Origin of the sequence: Microbacterium sp. PRF11, from assembly GCF_031844085.1 — a bacterium.
GTDB lineage: Bacteria > Actinomycetota > Actinomycetes > Actinomycetales > Microbacteriaceae > Microbacterium.
Genome location: NZ_JAUZUP010000005.1, coordinates 41913 through 66078, shown reverse-complemented (window position 1 = coordinate 66078; position 24166 = coordinate 41913). Strand labels below are relative to the sequence as shown.

Below are 24166 nucleotides of genomic sequence, written 5' to 3'. Positions count from 1 at the left end.
AGCATGACGTTCGCCCTCTCGAGCGCCGCCTCCGGCGTGCTCGCCAGCATCCCGAGCCCGACCATCTCGTACGTCGATCTCGGTCCGCTCCGCATCCACTTCTATGCCCTGTGCATCGTCGCGGGCATCATCGTGGCGATCTTCCTCACGAACGCGCGTCTGACGCGTCGGGGCGCCGAGAAGTGGGTCGTCATCGACATCTGCCTCCTGGCGGTGCCGCTCGCCATCGTCGTGGCCCGCATCTACCACGTCGTCACGCACCTCGGCTTCTACTTCGGACCGGGATCCAACCCCTGGGACATCACCCAGCCGGGCTCGGTGTGGGCGATCTGGGAGGGCGGCATCGCCATCTACGGCGCCCTGATCGGTGGCGCGATCGGCGCCATCCTCGGATGCCGCTGGACCGGCATCCGGTTCTGGACCTTCGCCGACGCGCTGGCGCCGGGCCTGATCATCGCGCAGGCGATGGGACGTTTCGGCAACTGGTTCAACCAGGAGCTGTTCGGTCAGCCCACCGACCTGCCCTGGGGTCTCGAGATCGCCGCGGGCAACCCGGCCATCCCCGTCGGGCTCCCCGCCGGCACGCTCTTCCACCCCACGTTCGCGTACGAGGTGATCTGGAACCTGCTCGGCGCAGCGGTCATCCTGTACGTCGGCAAGCGGTTCACGCTGCAGTGGGGCAAGCAGTTCGCCATCTACCTGGTCTGGTACTCCGCTGGCCGCATCGTCTGGGAGTCGATCCGCGTCGACCCGAGCGACATCATCCTGGGCCTGCGCACCAACGTCTGGGCTGCCATCTTCGGTGTCGTGCTCGGAATCGTCATCTTCGTCGTCCAGTCGCGTCGTCACCACGGCCTCGAGCCGTCGCCGTACGTGCCCGGGCGCGAGTCGAAGGCTCCGGGGGCTGTAGACTCAGGCGACCCCTCTGACTTCGTCGACGTGAGCGAGCCGCCCGCGACGAAAGACACCGTCGGCACCAGCGCCACAAGCAGCCCCGCCACGAACTAACACTCTGGGCCGACGTCGTCCCATTCGAAGCATCAACGTGAGGACGGTTGATATGGCTTCCAGCCTGCGCTCCGACACCGTCGGAGGCTCATTCCCGGCCCGACAGGGAATGTACGACCCGTCGTTCGAGAAAGACGCCTGTGGCCTCGCCATGGTCGCGACTCTCCGCGGCGAAGCCGGTCACGACATCATCGATCTCGCGCTGACGGCGCTGCGCAACCTCGAGCACCGCGGGGCCATCGGCTCCGACGCGGGCACCGGCGACGGTGCCGGCATCCTGACCCAGATGCCCGACGCGTTCCTGCGCGCCGTGGTCGACTTCGACCTGCCGCCGGTGGGGGAGTACGCCGCGGGAATGGTGTTCCTGCCCCTCGGGCACGACGAGCGCACCGTCATGAAGGCGGGGATCGAGGAGATCGCCCGTCACGAGAACCTCGAGGTGCTCGGCTGGCGCGAGGTCCCCGTCGAGCACGAGAACCTCGGCAAGCTCGCCTACGAGGCGCGTCCGGCCTTCGAGCAGCTTTTCGTCTCGCGACCGGCGACGGGCGACGAGCCCGCGCTGTCGGGCATCGCGCTGGACCGCCGCGTGTACCGCCTGCGCAAGCGCGCGCGGCACGAGCTCGAGGCCTACTTCGTGTCGCTGTCGAGCCGCACGCTCGGCTATAAGGGCATGGTCACGACCCTCCAGCTCGAGCCGTTCTACCCCGACCTGCAGGACGAGCGCTTCGCCTCGGAGCTCGCGGTCGTGCACTCGCGCTACTCGACCAACACGTTCCCGTCGTGGCCGCTCGCGCAGCCGCTGCGCATGCTCGCGCACAACGGCGAGATCAACACCGTCAAGGGCAACCGCAACTGGATGCGCGCGCGTCAGTCCCAGCTCGAGTCCGAGCTGATCGGCGACGTGCGCCCGCTGCTGCCGATCTGCACCGACGGCGCGAGCGACTCGGCATCCTTCGACGAGGTCCTCGAGCTGCTGACCCTCACCGGTCGCAGCCTGCCGCACGCGATCATGATGATGGTCCCCGAGGCCTACGAGAAGCAGGCCACGATCGACCCGGCCCTGCGCGCCTTCTACGACTACCACTCCATGCAGATGGAGCCCTGGGACGGCCCCGCAGCGCTCATCTTCACCGACGGCACGCTCGTCGGCGCCACGCTCGACCGCAACGGTCTGCGTCCGGGCCGGTGGACCGAGACGACCGACGGCCTCGTGGTCATCGGCTCCGAGACCGGTGTGCTCGACTTCGCCCCGGAGCGCATCAAGCGGCGCGGCCGGCTGCAGCCCGGTCGCATGTTCCTCGTCGACACGGCCCAGCGCCGCATCGTCGAGGACGAGGAGATCAAGGCCGACCTCGCCGCGCTGCAGCCCTGGGGCGAGTGGGTCGACAAGGGCCGCGTCAAGCTGAGCGAGCTTCCCGAGCGCGAGCACATCGTGCACCCGATCGCCTCGATCACCCGCCGCCAGCGCACCTTCGGCTACACCGAGGAAGAGGTGCGCATCCTGCTGACCCCGATGGGCCAGGGGGGTGCCGAACCGCTCGGCGCGATGGGCAGCGATGCTCCCGTCGCCGTGCTGAGCGACCGCCCGCGCCTGCTGTTCGACTACTTCTCTCAGCAGTTCGCGCAGGTCACCAACCCGCCGCTGGACTCGATCCGCGAAGAGGTCGTGACCTCCCTCTCGCTGGGTCTGGGGCCCGAGCGCAACCTGCTGGACTGGGGTCCCGACCACACCCGCACGGTCACGCTCGACTTCCCCGTGATCGACAACGACGAGCTGGCCAAGATCCAGCACATCGACACCGCTCTCCCGGGTCGGTCGTCCGTGACGATCCGGGGTCTCTACCGCGTCGAGGCCGGTCACAAGGGGCTGCAGAAGCGCCTCACGCAGATGTGCACCGAGGTCGACCAGGCCATCGAGGACGGCGCCGAGTTCATCGTGCTCAGCGACCGCGACTCCAACAAAGACCTCGCGCCGATCCCGTCGCTGCTCATGCTCGCGGCGGTGCACCACCACCTGATCCGCAAAGAGACCCGCATGAAGGTGGGCCTCGTGGTCGAGGCTGGCGACGTGCGTGAGGTGCACCACGTGGCGACCCTCATCGGCTACGGCGCCTCGGCGGTCAACCCGTACCTCGCGATGGAGACCGTCGAGTACCTCGTGCGCGCCGGCTTCATCACGAACGTCACGCCCGAGAAGGCCGTCAAGAACCTGATCTACGCGCTCGGCAAGGGCGTGCTGAAGATCATGTCGAAGATGGGCATCTCGACCGTGTCGTCGTACGCGGGCGCCCAGGTGTTCGAGGCCGTGGGCCTGTCGCGCGACTTCGTCGATGCGTACTTCACCGGCACCGAGACCAAGCTCGGCGGCGTCGGACTCGACGTGATCGCGGCCGAGAACGCCGCCCGTCACGAGTACGCCTACCCGCAGGATGCCGCGGCCCGCGCGCACGAGCGCCTCTGGACCGGTGGCGAGTACCAGTGGCGCCGCGACGGCGCCCCGCACCTGTTCAACCCCGACACGGTGTTCCGTCTGCAGCACGCGACGCGCGAGCGCCGGTACGACATCTTCCGCGAGTACACGCAGCTGATCGACGACCAGGCGCACGAGCTCAAGACCCTCCGCGGCCTCTTCGGCCTGCGCACCGGTCAGCGGCCCGCCGTGCCGATCGACGAGGTCGAGCCCGTCTCGGCGATCGTCAAGCGCTTCTCGACCGGTGCCATGAGCTACGGCTCGATCTCGAAAGAGGCGCACGAGGTGCTCGCCGTCGCGATGAACCGCATCGGCGGCAAGTCGAACACCGGTGAGGGCGGAGAAGACGTCGACCGTCTGCTCGACCCCGAGCGCCGCAGCGCCATCAAGCAGGTGGCATCCGGTCGCTTCGGTGTGACGAGCCTGTACCTGACCGAGGCCGACGACATTCAGATCAAGCTCGCGCAGGGCGCCAAGCCCGGCGAGGGCGGTCAGCTGCCGCCGACCAAGGTGTACCCGTGGGTGGCGCGCACGCGTCACGCGACCGCGGGCGTCGGGCTCATCTCGCCGCCGCCGCACCACGACATCTACTCGATCGAAGACCTCAAGCAGCTCATCTTCGACCTCAAGCGCGCCAACCCCAAGGCCCGCATCCACACCAAGCTGGTCAGCCAGTCGGGTATCGGTGCGGTCGCGGCGGGCGTCGCCAAGGCGCTCAGCGACGTCATCCTCGTCTCGGGCCAGGACGGCGGCACGGGCGCGAGCCCCATGAACTCGCTCAAGCACGCGGGCACCCCGTGGGAGCTGGGCCTGGCCGAGACGCAGCAGACGCTCATGCTGAACGGCATGCGCGACCGCGTGGTCGTGCAGGTCGACGGTCAGATGAAGACCGGCCGCGACGTCATCATCGGTGCGCTCCTGGGCGCCGAGGAGTTCGGTTTCGCTACGGCCCCGCTCGTGGTCTCGGGCTGCATCATGATGCGCGTGTGCCACCTCGACACCTGCCCCGTGGGCGTCGCGACGCAGAACCCCGTGCTGCGCGAGCGCTTCACGGGCAAGGCCGAGTACATCGTCAACTTCATGGAGTTCATCGCCCAGGAGGTGCGCGAGTACCTCGCCGCCCTCGGCTACCGCTCGATCGACGAGATCGTCGGACGATCGGAACTCCTGGATGCCAACGAGGCGATCCAGCACTGGAAGGCGCGGGGCCTCAACCTCGCGCCGATCCTCGAAGGACCCCGCTTCGCCGAGGACGAGCCGCGTCGCCACGCGCGCAACCAGGACCACGAGCTCGAGGACCACTTCGACGTGCAGCTCATCGAGCGCGCGCAGGACGTCATCGCGCGCGGCGGCCAACTGACGATCGACCTGCCGATCCGCAACACCGCCCGCGCGGTGGGGACCATGCTCGGCCACCACGTCACCAAGGCGCGGGGAGAGCACGGTCTGCCGGAGAACTCGATCGACGTGCGCCTGACGGGCTCCGCCGGACAGTCGTTCGGCGCGTTCATGCCCGCCGGCATCACGCTGCGCCTCGAGGGCGACTCGAACGACTACGTCGGCAAGGGCCTCTCGGGCGGAACGATCGTCGTACGCCCTCCGCGTGGCTCGACGTTCGCGGCCTCCGAGAACGTCATCGCCGGAAACGTCATCGGCTACGGCGCCACGCAGGGGCAGATGTTCCTCAACGGCGTCGTGGGCGAGCGCTTCCTCGTGCGCAACTCGGGCGCCACCGCGGTCGTCGAGGGTGTGGGCGACCACGCGCTCGAGTACATGACCGGCGGTCTCGCCGTCATCCTCGGCGCCACGGGCCGCAACCTCGGCGCCGGAATGTCGGGCGGGCAGGCCTACGTGTACAAGCTCGACCGCGATCTGGTGAACCGCGAGGCCATGGCATCCGGTGAGCTTGCGCTCGGCGCCCTCGGATCGGGGGATGCCGAGATCCTCCGCGACCTGCTCGAGAAGCACGTCGCGGAGACCGATTCCACGCTGGCCCGTCGTCTTCTCGAAGACTTCGAGACCGAGGTGGACAACTTCGTCCGGGTGCTGCCGCGCGACTACGCCGCCGTACTGCAGACCCGCCAGGAGGCGGTCACCGAGGGGCTCGACCCCGACGGCGACGTCGTCTGGAAGCGCATTCTGGAGGTGACGGGTGGCTGACCCGAAGGGCTTTCTCAAGACCACGGAGCGCGAGCTCCCGAAGCGTCGACCGGTGCCCGTGCGCATCATGGACTGGAAAGAGGTGTACGAGCCGGGTGACTCGGCCGTCATCAAGCGCCAAGCCGGCCGTTGCATGGACTGCGGCATCCCGTTCTGCCACAAGGGCTGCCCGCTCGGGAACCTGATCCCCGAGTGGAACGACCTGACGTGGCGCGGCGAGGGCCGCGCGGCGATCGAGCGCCTGCACGCGACGAACAACTTCCCGGAGTTCACCGGTCGCCTGTGCCCCGCGCCCTGCGAGAGCTCGTGCGTGCTCGGCATCAACCAGCCCGCCGTGACGATCAAGCAGGTCGAGGTCTCGATCATCGACGAGGCGTTCGGCAACGGCTGGGTCGAGCCCGAGCCGCCGGAGCGTCTCACGGGCAAGACGGTCGCGGTCGTGGGATCCGGTCCCGCGGGCCTTGCCGCGGCCCAGCAACTCACGCGCGCCGGTCACACGGTCGCCGTCTTCGAGCGCGACGACCGCATCGGCGGGCTGCTGCGCTACGGCATCCCGGACTTCAAGATGGAGAAGCGCCACCTCGAGCTGCGGTTGCGCCAGATGCAGGCCGAGGGCACGCGCTTCCGCGCCGGCGTCGAGATCGGCAAGGACGTGTCGTGGAGCGACCTGCGGGCCCGCTACGACGCGGTCGTGGTGGCCACCGGTTCCACGGTCCCGCGCGATCTCCCCATCCCGGGGCGCGACCTCGACGGCGTGCACTACGCCATGGAGTACCTCGTCGAGGGCAACAAGGCCGTCGCGGGCGACCAGATCCCGCACCAGATCACGGCCGAGGGCAAGCACGTCGTCGTGATCGGCGGTGGCGACACCGGCGCGGACTGCATCGGCACCGCGCACCGCCAGGGGGCGCTGAGCGTCACCAACCTCGCGATCGGCAAGCAGCCTCCCTCGGAGCGGCCGGCCGAGCAGCCCTGGCCGATGATGCCGAACCTGTTCGAAGTGGCCTCCGCTCACGAAGAGGGCGGGGAGCGCACGTTCCTCGCGTCGACCGTGGAGTTCCTCGGCAACGCCGCGGGCGAGGTGCGCGCGCTGCGCGTGGCCGAGACCGAGTACGTCGACGGTCGACGCGTCCCCAAGAGCGGGACCGAGCGCGAGATCCCCGCCGACCTCGTGCTCATCGCGATGGGCTTCACCGGTCCTGAGCGCGACCTGCTCGAGGACCAGCTCGGCACGCAGTTCACGAACCGCGGCAACGTGGAGCGCGACGCGACCTACGCCACAACCACCCCGGGGGTGTTCGTCGCCGGAGACGCCGGTCGCGGACAGTCCCTCATCGTGTGGGCCATCGCCGAAGGCCGCGCGGCCGCCGCCGAGGTCGACACCTTCCTCATGGGCGAGACGGTGCTTCCCGCGCCGGTGCGCCCGACCGATGTCGCCATCGGCCTCCTGCCCGCCTAAGCTGGCAAGGGCCGATCGGCCACTTCCCGAAATCCTCACGGAGCTTGAAAACGGATGAGACGCGCCAAGATCGTCGCAACACTCGGGCCCGCCACGTCGTCGTATGAGATGGTTCGCGCCATCATCGACGCCGGGGTGGACGTCGCCCGCCTCAACCTGAGCCACGGAGACTACTCCGTGCACGACGCCAACTTCGCCAACGTGCGCAAGGCCGCGGAGGACGCCGGTCGCCCGGTCGCCGCGCTCGTCGACCTGCAGGGCCCGAAGATCCGCCTCGGCAAGTTCGAGAACGGTCCCCACGACCTGCTGCCCGGCGACATCTTCAAGATCACCATCGAGGACATCCTCGGCACGAAAGAGATCGTCGGCACGACGTTCAAGGGCCTCCCGCAGGACGTGCGGCCCGGCGACTTCCTGCTGATCGACGACGGCAAGGTGCGCGTCGAGGTCGTCGAGACCGACGGCACCGTCGTCACCACCAAGGTCGTCGTCGGCGGCCCGGTGTCCAACAACAAGGGCATCAACCTCCCCGGCGTCGCCGTCAACGTCCCCGCTCTGAGCGAGAAGGACGAGGCCGACCTCCGCTGGGGTCTGAACGCCGGTGCCGACCTCATCGCGCTGTCTTTCGTGCGGGATGCCAAAGACATCGAGCGCGTGCACGAGATCATGGCCGAAGAGGGACGCTACATCCCCGTCATCGCCAAGATCGAGAAGCCGCAGGCGGTCGACAACCTCGAGGAGATCATCGACGCGTTCGACGGCATCATGGTCGCCCGCGGCGACCTGGGTGTCGAGCTCCCGCTCGAGGCCGTCCCGATCGTGCAGAAGCGCGCGGTCGAGCTCGCCCGCCGCATGGCGAAGCCGGTCATCGTCGCGACGCAGATGCTCGAGTCGATGATCAACAGCCCGGTGCCCACCCGCGCCGAGACCTCCGACGTCGCCAACGCCGTCCTCGACGGCGCGGACGCGGTCATGCTCTCGGGCGAGACCAGCGTCGGCGACTACCCGGTCGTGGTCGTCGAGACCATGGCGCGCATCGTCGCCTCGACCGAGGAGCACGGTCTCGAGCGCATCGCACCCCTGACCAACAAGCCGCGTACGCAGGGTGGCGCCATCACCCTCGCCGCCGTCGAGGTCGCCGACTTCGTCGAGGCGAAGTACCTCTGCGTCTTCACCGAGTCGGGCGACTCGGCTCGCCGCATGTCGCGTCTGCGCTCGACGATCCCCATGATCGCGTTCACGCCCGAGCCCGGCATCCGCCGCCGCCTCGCGCTGACGTGGGGCGTTCGCTCGACGCTCGTCGAGCACGTGCCGCACACCGACAAGATGTTCCTGCAGGTCGACGACTACCTGCTCGCCAACGACCTGGCCAAGGTCGGCGACAAGGTCGTCGTGATCTCCGGTTCCCCTCCCGGGATCGCCGGCTCCACGAACGACCTGCGCGTGCACCGCGTGGGCGATGCTGTGCACGGTGCGGCCCCGGGGTATCAGGAAGTCTGACCCTTCGCGACGCGCGCCGGTTCACACCGGCGCGCGTCGTGGCGTTCCCGCTCGATAGGGTGGGAGCGCAACACCTGCCGGTGTGGCGGAATGGCAGACGCGGGGCACTCAAAATGCTCTGTCGAAAGACGTGTGGGTTCGAGTCCCACCACCGGTACCCGTTACAGCACTCCAGCGATGGGGGCTGCGATCCGGGGCTTCGCGCCCCCGCAGACGTAGGATGGTCCCGTGACTGATCAAGAAGCCGTTCCGGCCAGCGCTCCGGCCGCCCCCCGACGCGTCGTCGTCGCGGAGGACGAATCGCTCATCCGCCTCGACATCGTCGAGATCCTCCGGGACAACGGTTTCGATGTCGTGGGCGAGGCCGGCGACGGCGAGACCGCGGTCCAGCTGGCCACGGAGCTGCGCCCCGACCTCGTCATCATGGACGTGAAGATGCCGCAGCTCGACGGCATCAGCGCCGCCGAGAAGCTCAGCAAGAACCACATCGCCCCGGTGGTGCTCCTCACCGCCTTCAGCCAGAAGGAGCTCGTCGAGCGCGCCAGCGAGGCCGGCGCTCTCGCGTACGTCGTGAAGCCCTTCACGCCGAACGACCTCCTGCCCGCGATCGAGATCGCCCTCGCCCGCTACGAGCAGATCATCACGCTCGAGGCCGAGGTCGCCGACATGGTCGAGCGCTTCGAGACCCGCAAGCTCGTCGACCGCGCCAAGGGATTGCTCAACGAGAAGATGGGGCTGAGCGAGCCCGAGGCCTTCCGCTGGATCCAGAAGGCGTCGATGGACCGCCGCCTCACCATGCAGGACGTCGCCAAGGCGATCATCGAGCAGTTGGCCCCCAAGAAGGCCTGATCTCTCCCTCTTCGTGAAATGGATGCCGCGTCGGTGGCATCCATTTCTCGTTTCCGCAGCGAAACCCGGCGCGCTCAGCCCGCGGGGGCGTCCTTGATCATGTTCGTGATGCGGATGGTCGAGCAGCGGCGGCCCTGCTCGTCGGACACCGCGATCTCGTGCACCGTCAGCGAACGGCCCAGGTGGATCGGGGTGCACACGCCCGTCACGATCCCCGACGTGGCCGAGCGCGTGTGCGTGGCGTTGATGTCGATGCCGACGGCGAGCTTGCCGGAGCCGGCGTAGAGGTTGGCCGCCATCGACCCGAGCGACTCGCCCAGGACGACGTACGCGCCCCCGTGCAGCAGTCCGACCGGCTGCGTATTCCCTTCGACGGGCATGGTGGCGACGCTGCGCTCGACCGAGAACTCGACCCACTCGATGCCCATCTTCTCGGCGAGGGCGCCCATCCCGCGCTCCTTCGCCCAGTCGAGTCCGGAGGTCGTGTCGGGGGTCGTGGAGGTCATCATCGCCTTCGATCGGGCCGGGGCCGGGGGAGTGTCCGTGGTTCTCGTTACGCTGGAGGGGTGACGGATGCCGAAAAGCCTACTCTCCTCGTCGTCGACGGCCATTCGCTGGCGTACCGGGCGTTCTACGCCCTGCCGGTCGACAACTTCTCGACGAAGGACGGGCAGCACACCAACGGCATCTACGGGTTCCTCTCGATGTTCGTGAACCTCGTCAAGGCCGAGAAGCCGACGCACCTCGCGGTCGCCTTCGACACCTCGCGCCAGTCGTTCCGCACCCGCGAGTATGCCGAGTACAAGGCCAACCGCAGCGAATCCCCGTCCGAGTTCAAGGGGCAGATCCCGCTTCTCCAGGACTGCCTGCGGGCCATGGGCGTGCCGGTCCTCTCGAAGGAGGACTTCGAGGCCGACGACATCCTCGCCACCCTCGCCACGCAGGGCGCGGAGCAGGGGTTCGACGTGCTGGTGTGCTCGGGCGACCGCGACACGATCCAGCTCGTCACCGACGACATCACCCTGCTGTATCCCAACGTGCAGGGGGTGTCGCAGCTCAAGCGCTACGACACCGCCGCCGTTATCGAGAAGTACGGTCTGCCGCCGGAGCAGTACCCCGACATCGCGGCCCTGGTCGGTGAGACCAGCGACAACCTGCCGGGCGTGCCCAAGGTGGGCGAGAAGACCGCGGTGAAGTGGCTCACGCAGTGGGGCTCGCTCGACGCCCTGCTCGAGAACGCCGACAAGATCACCGGCGTCGTCGGCGGCAACCTGCGAGAGCACCTCGACGGCGTGCGCCGCAACCGTTCGCTCAACCGTCTGCTCCGCGACGTCGAGCTCCCTGTGGGCCCCGGCGATCTCGAGATGCACCCGCTCGACGCGCAGGCCGTGCGCGACATCTTCGCGCGCCTCGAGTTCCGCACGCTCCTTCCGCGCGTCTTCGACGCCCTCGGCGGCGACGCGGGCGAGGTCGAGGAGCAGCGCCCCACGGCGACCGCCCCGACGCCGACCCGTCTCGATGCCGACGCTCTGGCATCCTGGGCCGCCGCGGCCGAGGGACCGGTCGGCGTCACCGTCTCGCTCGAGGGCGCTCAGCCCACGGCGATCGGCCTCGCCTCGGCCGACGCCGCGGTCGAGAGCGAGTGGACGGATGCCGTGGGCGAGGCGCTCGCGTCGTGGCTGGCCTCCGACGCCCCGAAGGTGTTCGCCGATGCCAAGCCGCAGATCAAGGCGCTCGCCCGCCGCGGTCTCGCCGTCGACGGCCTCGCCTTCGACGTGGTGCTCGCCGGGTGGCTGGTGCGCCCGAGCTTCCCCGACAAGACGCTCGGCGACCTGGTCGAGCGCGTTCTCGACGAGAAGCTGCCCGTGGCCGACCCGACCCAGCTCGTGCCGGAGACCGAGGGTGCGACCCCGGGGCAGCTGTCATGGTTCACTCGCCGGGTGGCCGAGGCGCAGCGCGCCGAACTCCCCGAGCGCGTGGCGAGCGTGCTCGACGACATCGAGCTGCCCACGCTCACCGCCCTCGCCGACATGGAGCTCGCGGGCGTCGCCGTCTCGCACGAGAAGCTCTCCGGCTTCTCGAACGAGCTCGCCGCCCGGGCCGACGCCCTGGCGCGCGACGCCTATGCCGCGATCGGACACGAGGTGAACCTCGGCTCGCCCAAGCAGCTGCAGGAGGTGCTTTTCGACGAGCTGCAGCTGCCGAAGACGCGCAAGACCAAGAGCGGGTACACGACGGATGCCGCCGCCCTCGCCGATCTGCAGGAGAGCGCCGATCACCCGTTCCTCGACCTCCTGCTGCGCCACCGCGAGGCCACGAAGCTCAAGCAGATCATCGACGCCCTGGACACCGCGACCGGCGCCGACGGCCGCATCCACACCACCTACGTGCAGACCGGCAGCCAGACGGGGCGCCTGTCGAGCACCGACCCGAACCTGCAGAACATCCCGATCCGCACCGAGGAGAGCCGTCGCATCCGCGCCGCGTTCGAGGTCGGCGAGGGCTACGAGACGCTGCTGACGGCCGACTACTCGCAGATCGAGATGCGCATCATGGCGCACCTGTCCGGCGACCCCGGGCTCATCGAGGCGTTCAACTCCGGCGAAGACCTGCACCGCTTCGTCGGCGCGCGCGTCTTCGGCGTCGAGCCCGAAGACGTCACCCCGGCCATGCGCACCAAGGTCAAGGCGATGTCTTACGGCCTCGTCTACGGCCTCTCGGCGTTCGGCCTGTCGAAACAGTTGCGCATCGAGCAGTCCGAAGCCAAGAAGCTCATGCTCGAGTACTTCGCGCGTTTCGGCGCCGTGCGCGACTACCTGCGCGGCTCGGTCGAGCAGGCGCGTCAAGACGGCTACACCGAGACGATCTTCGGTCGCCGGCGCCCGTTCCCCGACCTCACGAGCATGAACCGCGTCCTGCGCGAGAACGCCGAGCGAGCGGCTCTCAACGCCCCCATCCAGGGCAGCGCCGCCGACATCATGAAGGTCGCTCTGTTCCGCATCCGCGACGAGCTGGCGTCGGCGGGGCTGCGTTCGCGCGTGCTGCTGCAGATCCACGACGAACTCGTCGTCGAGGTCGCGGCGGGGGAGTGGGATGCCGTGGAGCAGATCGTCCGCTCGCGCATGGCCGACGCCGCCGACCTCTCGGTGCCGCTCGACGTACAGATCGGACGCGGCGGCGACTGGGACGAGGCGGGGCACTAGCGCCAGGGGGCGTGCGCGCCGGCTGCGGCTTCCCTAGGCTCGGAGGATGACTGACGCACAACGCACCCCCACGCCGGTCGACACGATCGCCGACGCGTGGGTCGACACCCTGGCCGAGCGGGAGCCGACCCTCGCGACCTACATCGGGCGTTTCGAGCACAACGGGCGGTTCGGCGACTACAGCCCCGAGGGCGCCGATGCCCTCATCGCCGAGGCGCGCGCGACCCGGGCCGCCCTCGACGCCGCCGACGCCGTCGACGCGATCGACACCGTGACCAAAATGGACCTGGGCCGCGAGCTCGACCTGATGATCGAGAAGCACGAGGCGAAGACGCACCTGCGCGACCTGAACGTCATCGCGTCTCCCGCGCAGGACATCCGCTCGACCTTCGACCTGATGCCCACCGCGACCGCCGACGACTGGTCCACGATCTCGCAGCGGCTCAAGGCCCTGCCCGGCGCGATCGACGGGTACATCTCGACCCTCCGCCGCGGGATCAGCGAGGGCGTCGTCCCGGCCCGCCGCCAGGTCACCGAGGTCGTGACCCAGATCGCGCGGTACACCTCCGACACGGGGTTCTTCGCCGAGTTCGTGGGCGAGGCCGCCCCCGAGGAGGGGCAGCTGCCGGCATCCCTCGCTCGCGACCTCTCCACGAACGCCAACGCGGCGCGCGTCGCGTACGACGCGCTCGCGTCGTTCCTGTCTTCCGAGCTCGCCCCCGCGGCGGGCGAGACCGACGCCGTCGGGCGCGAGCTGTACGCCCTCCATTCCCGGCACTTCCTCGGCGCCGAGATCGACCTCGACGAGACCTACGAGTGGGGCGTCGAGGAGCTCGCGCGCATGGTCGCCGAGCAGGAGGCCATCGCGAACGAGATCTTGCCGGGTGCGAGCGTCGAGGAGGCGGTGGCGTTCCTCGAGAAGGACGAGTCCCGCAAGCTCCGCGGCACAAAAGCCCTTCAGGAGTGGATGCAGCGCACGAGCGACAAGGCCGTCGAGGAGCTCGGTCGCACGCACTTCGACATCGCCGAGCCCATCCGCCACCTCGAGTGCATGATCGCCCCGACGAACGAGGGCGGGATCTACTACACCGGTCCGACCGACGACTTCTCGCGGCCGGGGCGCATGTGGTGGTCGGTGCCCGAGGGCGTCGACACCTTCGACACGTGGCGTGAGCTGACGACCGTGTATCACGAGGGCGTTCCGGGCCATCACCTGCAGATCGCGCAGGCCGTGTACAACCGCGCCGAGCTCAACTCGTGGCGGCGCCTGCTCGCGGGCACGAGCGGTCACGCCGAGGGCTGGGCGCTGTACGCGGAGCGCCTCATGGAGCAGCTCGGCTACCTCGACGACCCCGCCGACCGCCTCGGAATGCTCGACGGTCAGCGCATGCGCGCCGCTCGCGTCGTGCTCGACATCGGCGTGCACCTGCAGAAGCCGCGTCTCGACGGCACCGGGACGTGGGATCACGACTACGCCCTGGCGTTCATGCTGAAGAACGTCAACATGAGCGAGGAGTTCGTGCGCTTCGAGGTCAACCGCTACCTCGGCTGGCCCGGCCAGGCTCCGTCCTACAAGGTGGGGCAGCGCATCTGGGAGCAGGTGCGCGACGAGGAGCAGGAGCGCCGCGGCACCGACTTCTCGATGAAGCAGTTCCACACGCGCGCGCTCGACATCGGCGGCGTCGGTCTCGACACGCTGCGCGCGGCTCTGGCATCCGCATGATCTCCCCGAGGGGCGTCGCCTCGGCGGCGCCCTTCGGCGATGCGGGGGAATACCCCGCGGTCGCGTAAAGTTCATTCATCCGAATGCAAGGAGACCCCATGGACGTTCGTTCCCTCGAGCTCGGCCTCGACACCTTCGGAGACATCTCCCGCGCGCCCGACGGGTCGCTGCTGTCGGACGCGCAGACCATCCGCAACGTCGTCGACCAGGCGGTCCTGGCCGACGAGGTCGGTCTGTCGTTCTTCGGGGTGGGGGAGCACCACCGCAAGGACTTCGCGGTCACCAGCCCCGAGATCGTCCTGGCCGCGGCCGCCGCGCGCACGACGAACATCCACCTCGGCACCGCGGTGACCGTGCTCTCGAGCGACGACCCGGTTCGCGTGTATGAGCGCTTCGCCACCCTGGATGCCATCTCGAACGGGCGCGCCGAGGTCATCCTGGGGCGCGGCTCGTTCATCGAGTCGTTCCCCCTCTTCGGCTACGACCTCGCCGACTACGAGCAGTTGTTCGAGGAGAAGCTCGAGCTGTTCTCGCACCTGCTGACCGAGAAGCCCGTGACCTGGTCGGGCCGTACGCGCGCCGCCCTCCAGGACGCCGACGTGTACCCCAAGACCGAGACCGGGCTGACCGCGTGGGTCGGGGTCGGCGGCTCTCCGGAGTCGGTGGTGCGCACGGCGCGCTACGGCTACGGTCTCGTGCTCGCGATCATCGGCGGCTCGGCGGCCCGCTTCCGCCCCTACGCCGATCTCTACCGCCGCTCGCTCGCGGAGCTCGGCAAGCCGCAGATGCCCATCTCGGTGCACTCGCCCGGCCACGTCGCCGCGACCGACGAGCAGGCGTGGGACGAAGCCTTCGAGGGCGTCGCCGAGCTCAACAACACGATCGGCCGCGAGCGCGGCTGGCCCGAGTACAACCGCATGCGTTTCCAGCACGACGTCGGTCCCGAGGGGTCGATGTACGTCGGCTCGCCCGAGACCGTCGCGCGCAAGATCGCGGCGACCGTGCGGGCGCTGGGCAACTCGCGCTTCCAGATGAAGATCGCGAGCGGGTCGATCTCGCACGAACGGCTCCTGTCGAGCATCGAGCTGTACGGCACGAAGGTGCGTCCCCTCGTCGAGGAGATGCTCGCCGACAGCTCCGCGCCGGCCGACGCTCCCGGCATCCGGTGACCACGACCACCGACACCATCCGGGTGTCCGAACGCCTCGACGCCCTGCCGTTCACCCGTCGGCACGGACGGATCCTCGGCGGCTCCGGTCTGGGCTGGGCCCTGGATGCCATGGACGTCGGCCTCGTCTCGTTCGTCATCGCGGCTCTCAGCGTGCAGTGGCAGCTCGCGCCGACGCAGGCGTCGTGGATCGCGTCGGTCGGCTTCGCCGGCATGGCGATCGGGGCGAGCGTGGGTGGGCTCCTGGCCGACCGGTTCGGGCGTCGGCACGTCTTCGCGCTGACCCTGCTCGTCTACGGTCTCGCGACGGGGGCGAGCGCCCTCGTGGGCGGTCTCGCCGTGCTGCTCGTGCTGCGCTTCGTCGTGGGCCTCGGGCTCGGTGCCGAACTGCCGGTCGCCTCGACCTACGTGAGCGAGTTCGCTCCCGCGCGGATGCGAGGGCGGCTCATCGTCTTCCTCGAGGCGTTCTGGGCTGTCGGGTGGACCGCCGCCGCGCTGATCGGCTACCTCGTCGTGCCGTCCTCGGCCGACGGCTGGCGCTGGGCCTTCGCCCTCGGTGCGATCCCCGCGGTGTACGCGCTGATCGTCCGGTGGGGTCTGCCCGAGTCGCCGCGGTGGTTGGCCTCGCGGGGTCGAAACGCCGAGGCGATCGTGATCGTGCGCGATCTGGAGGCCGCGGCCGGTCGCATCGCGCTCGAGGCCTCGACGGAGGGGGTCTCGGCATCCGTTCCCGCCCCGCGACCCCGCGTGAGCGCACTGTGGGCGCCGGCGCTGCGGGCCCGCACGGCGGCGCTGTGGGTGCTGTGGTTCTGCGTGAACTTCTCGTACTACGGCGCGTTCATCTGGATCCCGACGATCCTCGTCGCCCAGGGGTACGACCTCGTGCGCTCGTTCGGCTTCACGCTCATCATCACCCTCGCGCAGCTGCCCGGATACGCCGTCGCGGCCTGGCTGATCGAGGCCTGGGGTCGGCGCGCGACGCTCGCGACGTTCCTGGCCGGTTCGGCGGTGTCCGCGGTGCTCTTCGGCACGGCGACCGGCGAGATCGCGGTGATCGCCGCGGGGATGGCGCTGTCGTTCTTCAACCTCGGGGCGTGGGGCGCGCTCTATGCGGCGACGCCCGAGACGTACCCCACGGCGCTCCGGGCCACCGGTGCGGGGTGGGCGGCGGGTGTCGGGCGCATCGCGTCGATCCTCGCTCCCCTCGCGGTGCCGCCGCTGCTCGGCATCGGGGGAGCGCCGCTGCTGTTCGTGGTGTTCGCGGCGTTCTTCGCCGTGGCGGTGGTCGCCGCGCTCTTCCTGCGCGAGCAGCGCGGGCGGGCGTTGGCGTAGCCTCTCCCGGATTCCGCTCTTCGGGGCCGGTCATTTCCGCCCCAGGCTGCAGGATTCGCCCCGAATCGGAGGGTGTGCCGGGGGACGGCCTGCACCGCCCGCGCGCGTAGGCTCGGGTCATGGCATCCGTCCGCTACGTCGCGATCGGCGACTCGTTCACCGAAGGCGTCGGCGACGAACTGCCCGACGGCACCGTCCGAGGGTGGGCCGACCTGGCCGCTCAGGGCTGGGCGGATGCCGCCGGCGAACCGATTCAGTACGCCAACCTCGCGATCCGCGGCAAGCTCATCGAGCCGATCGTCGCGCAGCAGCTCGAGCCCGCGCTGGCGCTGAAGCCGACCCACCTGTCCTTCAACGGCGGGGGCAACGACATGCTGCGTCCCCGCACCGGGATCGACCGCATCGTCGACCTGTTCGACCACGTCGTCCGCCGCTGCGACGAGGAGGGCGTGCAGCTCATCGTGCTCTCGGGGGCGAACCCCTCGGCGGGACTCCCGCTCGGCAAGATCATCGAGGCCCGCGGCGACCGCCTGTCGCACGCGGTCGAGAAGCGCCTGGAGGCGCGACCCGACGTGCTCACCGCCTACAACTGGTTCGATCGCGAGCTCGCGGGAGGGGAGTTCTGGTCGGTCGACCGACTGCACATGAACGCGCGCGGTCATCACCGCGTCGCGGCGCGCGTGATCGAGTCCGTCGGCCACACCCCGCCGGGGGAGTGGTGGCACCTGCGCGAGATCCCCGAAACCGAGCGGCTGACGGGCACGGCGTACTATCGCGAGCACGTCGCCCCGTGGGTGCGGCGCCGCCTCACGGGCACGTCGTCGGGCGACAACCGTCAGGCGAAGTTCGGCGGCGGGTGGGTGGAGCTCTCGCCGCGCGGGTGAGCAGAGGCCGGGGGCGACGGCATTCATTCGCTCCCGTGACGACCCTGGCAGCGCCACCTGCGCGACCCCCGCACACCGCGCCCATGGGTTCGAAGAGCAGACTGGGCACATGACTCTCGCACTCGTCACCGGAACCTCCAGCGGCATCGGCCTGCACACCGCCATCGGGCTCGCGGCCCGCGGCATCCGGGTGATCGCCACGGTCCGCGACAACGGACGCGCCGATGCGCTGCGCTCAGCGGCATCCGAGGCGGGTGTCGAGCTCGACATCCGGGCATTGGATGTGACGGATGCCGAAGCCGCGCGCGCCCTGGTCGAGGCGGTGGGTCCGATCGACATCCTCGTGAACAACGCCGGACGCGGTGCCGTGGGCACGCTCGAGCAGATGAGCGATGCCGATCTGCAGGAGCAGCTCGAGACGAACTACCTCTCGGTCGCGCGGCTCACCCGTCTCGTGCTCCCCGGGATGAGGGAGCGGGGGAGCGGCCGCATCGTGACCGTGACGAGCGTCGGGGGAGCGGTGGGACAGCCCTTCTCGGACGCCTACTGCGCGGCCAAGTTCGCCGTCGAGGGTCTCATGCAGTCGCTCGCCCCGGTCGTCGCCCCCTTCGGAATCGACGTGTCGATCGTCGAGCCGGCCGCCGTCGCCTCGTCGTTCGTCGAGTCGGTGCACCGCGCTGCGCCCGGCCCCTACGCGGCGTTGCAGCAGGCGTACCTCGATCGCGCGGCCGCGTCGTTCGCCAGTGCGCAGGCGGCCGACGACGCCGCCGACACCGTCGTCGAGGCGGCGACCACTGACGACCCGCGGTTCCGGTGGCAGACCTCGGAGGCCGCCGTGCGCTTCGCGAGCCTGTCCCTCGGCGACCTGACCGGGTCGCGCGTGCTGGGCGTGACGTCGGGATGGCTGCGTCGCGACTGAGGAGTCTCGCCGTTAGCGTGGACGGCATGACGCGCGTGTGGCTGGATGCGATGGACTGGGCGTGCTGCGGCGACCCGTTCGCCGTCGGCGACGAGGTGGACTTCGTGATCGAGGGGCGGATGCCCTCCGACCGTTTCGTCCGATACCTCGGCGCGGAGCTGGCCGCGACGGTCGACGCCTTCGAGGCGCGGCATCCGGAACACCCGACGGACGACCGCGTGCGCGGACGGGTCACGGGCGTGCAGATCGTCGTCCACGAGAGCGTCGACCGGTTCGTTCTTCGTCGTCCCGGATACGGTGCGCCTCCGGATGCCGAGATGCCCGCGGAGGGGGAGTTCTGGCCCTTCTCGGGGCGGGACCTCGGCAACGGATTCCTCATCGGCACGCGCCCGACGAGGTGGATGCAGGTATCCGAGCGCGTGCCCGGGGCGGTCGCGCTGGTGCCCGGAGACAGGGTGCCGGGGGAGCGGCCGGGGTCGGAGGATCAGGGCCCGGAGATCGACCTCGACGGGCCCGAGCCAGCCGAACGGCGGGTACGGGTGCGCACGGGGTGGCTCGTGGACGTCGAGGAGACGGATCTCTAGGACGGTGCCGCGGCAGGCTTCCACGAGCACACGGCATCCACCAGTTCCCTCACCGTCGACCGACTGTCGAGGCGCAGGACGGGCTTGCCTGTCGTAGCCAACCACCTGTCGTGCTCGACGCGATTGCGACCGTCGAAAGCGGGATCGTCGTAGCCCTCGGCCCACGTCCTGAACGCGCGCCAGGCGTCGTCATCGGGGACCGGCCCGCCGCGTCGAACGACCTCGCGGGCGTCGAGCCGCCGGAGCCTCTCGGAGGGATCCAGCGCGAGGAAGACAATCGCATCGCACTCGGCGACGACCGACTCTCCCCACCCCAGCATCGACCCCGAGAGCACCCACGCGGGCGCGCGGCGAAGATCTCGCGCATGAGGGCCACCCTCCGCCTCTCGTCGCGCTTTCGAATGAACGGGGGAGTGGTCGGCATCCAGAAATAGTCGTCGGCGTCGGCGTGCGGAACCGCCCAGCGCGCGGCCAACGCGTGACCCGGGGTGGTCGTCCCGCTGCCGCTCGCGCCGAGGATGTGCACGCGGGAGGGGCTCATCTCGCGGCCCTTCGTCACGGCAGGATGCTGTCGACGTACCCGCCGTCGACGCGGAGCGCACCGCCGGTGGTCGCCGAGGCCAGGGGAGAGGCGAGGTAGACGACCATGTTCGCGATCTCCTCCGGCTCGATGAGTCGCTGGACGAGCGACTGCGGCCGCGCGGTCCGCATGAACTCGCGCTGCGCGTCATCCCACGGGAGGTCGTTGTCGACCATCTCGTAGACGAAGTCCTCGACACCCTCGGTGTGGGTGGGGCCGGCGATGACGGAATTGACGGTCACGCCGGTTCCGGCCGCTGCCTTCGCGAAGCCGCGTGACACCGCGAGCAGGGCGCTCTTCGAGGCGCCGTAGTGGATCATCTCCTCGGGGATGACGACGGCGGAGTCGCTGGCGATGTTCAGCACGCGGCCCCAGCCGCGCTGCGTCATCCCCGGAAGCAGCAGGCGGATGAGCCGCGCCGCCGAGACGACGTTGGTGTCGAGGAAGCGCTGCCATTGCTCGTCGTCGATCTCGAGGGCCGGCGTCGAGCCGAAGATCCCGAGGTTGTTCACGAGAACGTCGACCGGCCCCACGGTGTCGACGAGCTGCGCCGCGCCCTCCGCCGTCGTCACGTCGGCGGCGACGCCGCGTGCCCGATCGCCGAGACCGGCGACGGTCCGGTCGACGCGCTCAACGGAGCGACCGTTGACGACGACCTCGGCTCCCGCGTCGTGGAGGCGGCGCGCGATGGCCAGCCCGATGCCTTGCGTCGAACCGGTGACGACCGCGGTCTTCCCGGACAGGTCGATGGAGATGCTGCTGCTCATTGTCTGCGCGTCCTTCCGTCGTGGTTCGACGCTACGACGATGAGGCGCCTCGTCGCGCCTCCTCGCCGACGCGGTCTCGCCGGTGTAGGCGTCGTCCCTCACACGGGCGGGGAGGGCTGCTCCTCCTGCTAACTGACATAATGTGCATTATCGGCGCACTTGGATTCCGCTTCGTGCCTCCACGGTGGGGACGGATGAGTACTTCTCGACATACGCAGGGACGCTGAGCGTCGTCCGCCGCTTGATCGCGAACGCCTCGCCACCCCACGAGCCGATGGCGCGCTGCATCGCGAACTCGGGGCCTGCCAGGATCTCGCTTTCGTCCGCGGCCAACCCGGTCTCCGCAATGTCCTCGAGCGACCGCCCGGAATGCTCGACGTCCCTCACGAGCACAATTCGCTCGCGAAGCGCACCTCGAGTGCGGACAACCGCTCGCGCCGCCCGAAAGACAGGATCCGGGGCGTCAGATTTGATTCCTCGCTGCTTCTGGCGCTCGGCCACCTGCGCCTCAGATCGCGCTCCGATCTCCGACGCCCGGGGCTGGAAGGCGGTGTGGATATCAGCGCTCATCCCCGTCCTCCGCTCGTAGGCGTGACTCGCGAGCGTCAGTACGTGCGCCGAGTTGTCGGTGCACCAGGATGAGTCGAATGCATCGGCGTTGCTCAGCACCTCGTCGAAAGCGCGTTGCCCTTTCCCGACAACGGCACCGATAGCGTGAATTTCGTCGAACGCTCCTATTCCGCCCGCCTCGAGGACGTCAGCCAGAGCCAGCGCCTTGACTGCGGCTGTTTGCGCCCATCGCAGGATGAACTCTTCGGGCGCCTGCGCCAGGAGCCCCGCGGCGACCGAGAGGCTCCTGTCCCACAGCCGCCCCTGAAGCGCGTCGATGACCGGCCAGAACTCCTCGTCGGACAATGCCCGGAGAAGAGAAACGGCTTTATGAATCGGCGGGGGCGGGTCCCGCAATTCATTCCCCGCGAACCACGTGATGGGATCCGCGTGCCCAGCCGAGGGGACGTCGGCATCCCACACGATGAACGCTTCGTCCGATGGGGCGGAGAACAACTGCTCGCTCAGGACTCTGCCGGGCACGTCGGCTCTCGAGGCGGCGTTTCCCCGTCTCTGTTCTGCTGCCCAGATCACGGAGAACCACTCGGTTCGGGTGCGAGCAGTCGTCTCGATGGACCGCACCGTCCGGCCGCCTATGAGCAATCGCCTCATCTCCACGAGTAGACCCTAGGGATTCCCGACACAATCATGGAATGCCCACCGCTCCGAGAAGAATGACGTGGCCGAGAAACGACCTGACCGTGCATGCCGCCATCGTGCCTGAACGCAACGGAAGGGATCGGAGTCGCTCCGAAGACATCGAGCGCAGACACGCCCCGGTGCGAGTAGCGCATTGACGGGCGGCAGCCGCCCCGCTCCCCCGCTACGCTCGAATCGATGACTTTCCTGTGCGCCTCCCTGACCGACCGGTTGAGCGCGTGAGCGGCATCCTGACCGGCTTCGCCGTCGTCGGCCTCGCCGTGGTGGTGGGGTACATCATCGCCCGCATCGATCTGCTGGGACCGCACGCACGTCCGGTGCTGAGCCGGCTCACCTTCTTCGTGCTCTCGCCCTTCCTGTTGTTCACGGTGCTCGCGGAGGCCGATGTCGCGACGCTGTTCTCGGCGCTGCTCCCGGTGTCGATGATCACGGCCGCGGTCATCATCGCGGTGTCGGCGCTCGTGTCGTTGCTCATCCTTCGTCGACCCGTGGGCGAGTCGGTGATCGCCGCACTGTCGGCCGGTCAGGTCAACAGCAACAACATCGGCATCCCGATCTCGCTCTACATGCTCGGCAACGCGGCGTTCTCGGCTCCCGTCATCCTCTTCCAACTGCTCGTGCTCATGCCGATCGCGCTGGCGATCCTGGATGCCGTGACCTCCGGCTCACGCTCGTTCCGGCGGATCCTCGCGCAGACGGCCAAGAACCCGATGCTCATCGGGTCCGCGCTCGGCGTTCTGGTCGCCCTGCTGGACATCGACCTGCCGCCGGTCGTCTTCGACCCGCTGCACCTCATCGCCGGCGCGTGCGTACCGGTGCTGCTGATGTCGTACGGCATGTCGTTGTACGGGCAGCGCGTGCTCACCGAACCGGGGCGCCGTCTCGACGTCGTCATCGCATCGGTGCTCAAGCTGCTGGCGATGCCGGCTCTCGCGTGGCTCGTGGCGACGCTGTTCGGCCTCCCCGCCGAGCAGGTGTTCATCGTCGTCGTCCTGGCGGCGCTGCCGACGGCGCAGAACGTGTTCAACTTCGCCCAGAGATACGGCGTCGGTGAGATCCTCTCGCGCGACGTCGTCTTCATCTCGACCGTCGGCTGCCTGCCGGTGCTCTTCGGGGTCGCGCTGCTCCTGGGCTGACCGCGCGGTCAGGCGAACGCGCCGAGGCGCAGCAGAGGGACGGTGCGTTCCTCGTCCGTGAGCGAGCCGTGCTGCCCGACCATGCGCTGCGGGCGCTTATCGGACTCGCGATCGTCGTAGAACGCGAACCGCCCGCGCGCAGCGACCAACACGTCACCGATCCGCGGCCGCACGTCGTCGTCGACCCGCGACCCGAACAGCCCCGCGGCGATCGCCTCGTCGCGCGTCATGACCCAGGCGCGCGCGTCTTCGCTCTCGCGCCAGGTGCGGGTCACGGCATCCCCTCGTCCCTCGGTCGTGTAGAGGTGGAGCATGCGAGGCTCTCCCCCGATGAGCGCGACATCGTCGAGCAGGGCGTCGCCGTCGCGCAGCAGCACGTGCTTGTGCGCGGGGACGTCGACCATGCCGTGGTCGGCGGTCAGCAGCACACCCGTGCGCGGGTCGATGGTGTTCGACAGGCGACGAGCGGCGTCGTCGAGCTGCTCGAGGGCGTCGGTCCACCGGTCGGACTCCCACCCGTCGCGGTGCCCGGCCGTGTCGAGTTCCGGGGCATACAGGTAGGTGATGGATCCCGGATGCCGTGCGGCTAGATCGGCCGCGATGCGCACCCGTTCGTCGAGGTCGTCGGAGGGGAAGAACTCCGCGCCGCGCAGCGTCGCCTCGGTGAACCCCGTACCGGTGTAGCTCGGTCGCGAGACGACGAACGCCCGCCCGCCGGAAGCCGCGTGCGTCTCGAGCAACGGCGCGCGACGCTGCCACACGTGCGGGTCGAGTCCGTCGGTCTCCCAGCCGTGCAACTGGTTGGGCGCCACATCGGTGCCGGGGATGCGCGCGCGGTAGCCGACGATGCCGTGCGCACCGGGCTCGGTGCCGGTGAGCAGGCTCGTCAACGCGGCCGCGGTCGTGGAGGGGAAGACGGTGCGCGCGACGTCGCGTCGCCCGCCGGTCGATCCGAGGAAACGGGCGTGCCCGCGCCGCGCGGCGAGGTTGTGCGAACCGAGACCGTCGACGAGGAAGACGATGACGCTGCGCGCGGGTGCGAACCAGTCGGACTCCCCCGTCAGCGCGCGCAGGGACTGCTCCACCACACCGGTGAGGCTGCGGGAACGCGGCGGGTCCGCCGGTAGGCTGAGGGACATCGGAGCAAGTCTTCCA

17 protein-coding genes and 1 tRNA gene are annotated in these 24166 nt (G+C 69.5%); 14 read left to right on the top strand and 4 right to left on the bottom strand.

Annotation, left to right across the window (positions count from 1 at the left end; all coding sequences use genetic code 11):
- Window positions 1–3: 3 nt before the first annotated feature.
- The 6 genes from lgt (at window position 4) to Q9R20_RS13915 (ending at window position 9446) form a co-directional block, all read left to right on the top strand.
- Entirely contained in the window at window positions 4–1008 is a 1005-nt protein-coding gene (lgt, locus tag Q9R20_RS13940; protein ID WP_311249897.1) for a prolipoprotein diacylglyceryl transferase, read from the top strand.
- 52 nt (window positions 1009–1060) lie between these two features.
- Window positions 1061–5638 (top strand): glutamate synthase large subunit, encoded by a 4578-nt coding sequence (gltB, locus tag Q9R20_RS13935; RefSeq protein WP_311249896.1) that lies wholly within the window; start codon window positions 1061–1063, stop codon window positions 5636–5638.
- The gene (locus Q9R20_RS13930; protein WP_311249895.1) at window positions 5631–7097 is read left to right on the top strand and encodes a glutamate synthase subunit beta; all 1467 of its coding nucleotides are present in this window, start codon (window positions 5631–5633) and stop codon (window positions 7095–7097) included. The genes gltB and Q9R20_RS13930 overlap by 8 nt, the downstream gene beginning before the upstream one ends.
- 54 nt (window positions 7098–7151) lie before the next feature.
- The gene (gene pyk, locus Q9R20_RS13925) at window positions 7152–8597 is read left to right on the top strand and encodes a pyruvate kinase (protein ID WP_295838932.1); all 1446 of its coding nucleotides are present in this window, start codon (window positions 7152–7154) and stop codon (window positions 8595–8597) included.
- Between the two features lie 76 nt (window positions 8598–8673).
- Window positions 8674–8754: transfer RNA gene (locus Q9R20_RS13920), tRNA-Leu, on the top strand.
- A gap of 71 nt (window positions 8755–8825) precedes the next feature.
- Complete coding sequence (locus Q9R20_RS13915; protein WP_058233254.1) at window positions 8826–9446, top strand: ANTAR domain-containing response regulator; 621 nt, start codon at window positions 8826–8828, stop codon at window positions 9444–9446.
- A 74-nt stretch (window positions 9447–9520) separates the two neighbouring features.
- On the opposite strand, the gene Q9R20_RS13910 is transcribed toward Q9R20_RS13915, so the two are convergent.
- On the bottom strand, window positions 9521–9952 hold the full coding sequence (locus Q9R20_RS13910) for a hotdog fold thioesterase (protein WP_311249894.1): 432 nt from the start codon (window positions 9950–9952) through the stop codon (window positions 9521–9523).
- Window positions 9953–10012: 60 nt separating this feature from the next.
- Here Q9R20_RS13910 and polA point away from each other — a divergent pair, with 60 nt between their 5' ends.
- The 7 genes from polA to Q9R20_RS13875 all read left to right on the top strand — a co-directional run bounded on the left by polA (window position 10013) and on the right by Q9R20_RS13875 (window position 19259).
- Window positions 10013–12649, top strand: a complete 2637-nt coding sequence (gene polA / locus Q9R20_RS13905) for a DNA polymerase I (RefSeq protein WP_311249893.1) — start codon at window positions 10013–10015, stop codon at window positions 12647–12649.
- 46 nt (window positions 12650–12695) lie between these two features.
- Window positions 12696–14372, top strand: a complete 1677-nt coding sequence (locus Q9R20_RS13900; RefSeq protein WP_311249892.1) for a DUF885 domain-containing protein — start codon at window positions 12696–12698, stop codon at window positions 14370–14372.
- A gap of 98 nt (window positions 14373–14470) precedes the next feature.
- Window positions 14471–15541 carry an LLM class flavin-dependent oxidoreductase gene (locus tag Q9R20_RS13895; RefSeq protein WP_311249891.1) on the top strand — a complete coding sequence of 357 codons (1071 nt, stop codon included), beginning with the start codon at window positions 14471–14473 and terminating at the stop codon, window positions 15539–15541.
- Entirely contained in the window at window positions 15538–16872 is a 1335-nt protein-coding gene (locus Q9R20_RS13890; RefSeq protein ID WP_311249890.1) for an MFS transporter, read from the top strand. Before Q9R20_RS13895 ends, Q9R20_RS13890 begins: the two co-directional genes overlap by 4 nt.
- Before the next feature lie 119 nt (window positions 16873–16991).
- Window positions 16992–17756, top strand: a complete 765-nt coding sequence (locus Q9R20_RS13885; protein ID WP_311249889.1) for an SGNH/GDSL hydrolase family protein — start codon at window positions 16992–16994, stop codon at window positions 17754–17756.
- Between the two features lie 109 nt (window positions 17757–17865).
- Window positions 17866–18675 (top strand): SDR family oxidoreductase, encoded by an 810-nt coding sequence (locus tag Q9R20_RS13880; protein WP_311249888.1) that lies wholly within the window; start codon window positions 17866–17868, stop codon window positions 18673–18675.
- Window positions 18676–18701: 26 nt separating this feature from the next.
- Window positions 18702–19259 (top strand): DUF6578 domain-containing protein, encoded by a 558-nt coding sequence (locus Q9R20_RS13875; RefSeq protein WP_311249887.1) that lies wholly within the window; start codon window positions 18702–18704, stop codon window positions 19257–19259.
- Between the two features lie 555 nt (window positions 19260–19814).
- Here the strand turns inward: Q9R20_RS13875 and Q9R20_RS13870 are convergent.
- Together Q9R20_RS13870 and Q9R20_RS13865 are read right to left on the bottom strand one after the other, a co-directional pair.
- Window positions 19815–20606, bottom strand: coding sequence for an SDR family NAD(P)-dependent oxidoreductase (locus Q9R20_RS13870; RefSeq protein ID WP_396653697.1), 792 nt, complete (start codon window positions 20604–20606; stop codon window positions 19815–19817).
- A 147-nt stretch (window positions 20607–20753) separates the two neighbouring features.
- On the bottom strand, window positions 20754–21833 hold the full coding sequence (locus tag Q9R20_RS13865) for a hypothetical protein (protein WP_311249886.1): 1080 nt from the start codon (window positions 21831–21833) through the stop codon (window positions 20754–20756).
- A 260-nt stretch (window positions 21834–22093) separates the two neighbouring features.
- On the opposite strand from Q9R20_RS13865, the gene Q9R20_RS13860 reads away from it, so the two are divergent.
- Complete coding sequence (locus Q9R20_RS13860) at window positions 22094–23011, top strand: AEC family transporter (RefSeq protein ID WP_311249885.1); 918 nt, start codon at window positions 22094–22096, stop codon at window positions 23009–23011.
- An 8-nt stretch (window positions 23012–23019) separates the two neighbouring features.
- Here the strand turns inward: Q9R20_RS13860 and Q9R20_RS13855 are convergent, their stop codons facing one another.
- Complete coding sequence (locus Q9R20_RS13855) at window positions 23020–24150, bottom strand: alkaline phosphatase family protein (protein ID WP_311249884.1); 1131 nt, start codon at window positions 24148–24150, stop codon at window positions 23020–23022.
- Between the last annotated feature and the right edge of the window lie 16 nt (window positions 24151–24166).

Excerpts from the sequence above, each read along its gene's own strand:
- gltB (WP_311249896.1), top strand. The coding sequence starts at position 1,061 with ATGGCTTCCAGCCTGCGCTCCGACACCGTCGGAGGCTCATTCCCGGCC.
- Q9R20_RS13910 (WP_311249894.1), bottom strand. The coding sequence starts at position 9,952 with ATGACCTCCACGACCCCCGACACGACCTCCGGACTCGACTGGGCGAAG.
- Q9R20_RS13900 (WP_311249892.1), top strand. The coding sequence starts at position 12,696 with ATGACTGACGCACAACGCACCCCCACGCCGGTCGACACGATCGCCGAC.
- Q9R20_RS13895 (WP_311249891.1), top strand. The coding sequence starts at position 14,471 with ATGGACGTTCGTTCCCTCGAGCTCGGCCTCGACACCTTCGGAGACATC.
- Q9R20_RS13855 (WP_311249884.1), bottom strand. The coding sequence starts at position 24,150 with ATGTCCCTCAGCCTACCGGCGGACCCGCCGCGTTCCCGCAGCCTCACC.
- Q9R20_RS13880 (WP_311249888.1), top strand. The coding sequence starts at position 17,866 with ATGACTCTCGCACTCGTCACCGGAACCTCCAGCGGCATCGGCCTGCAC.
- Q9R20_RS13875 (WP_311249887.1), top strand. The coding sequence starts at position 18,702 with ATGACGCGCGTGTGGCTGGATGCGATGGACTGGGCGTGCTGCGGCGAC.
- pyk (WP_295838932.1), top strand. The coding sequence starts at position 7,152 with ATGAGACGCGCCAAGATCGTCGCAACACTCGGGCCCGCCACGTCGTCG.
- Q9R20_RS13870 (WP_396653697.1), bottom strand. The coding sequence starts at position 20,606 with ATGAGCAGCAGCATCTCCATCGACCTGTCCGGGAAGACCGCGGTCGTC.
- lgt (WP_311249897.1), top strand. The coding sequence starts at position 4 with ATGACGTTCGCCCTCTCGAGCGCCGCCTCCGGCGTGCTCGCCAGCATC.
- Q9R20_RS13885 (WP_311249889.1), top strand. The coding sequence starts at position 16,992 with ATGGCATCCGTCCGCTACGTCGCGATCGGCGACTCGTTCACCGAAGGC.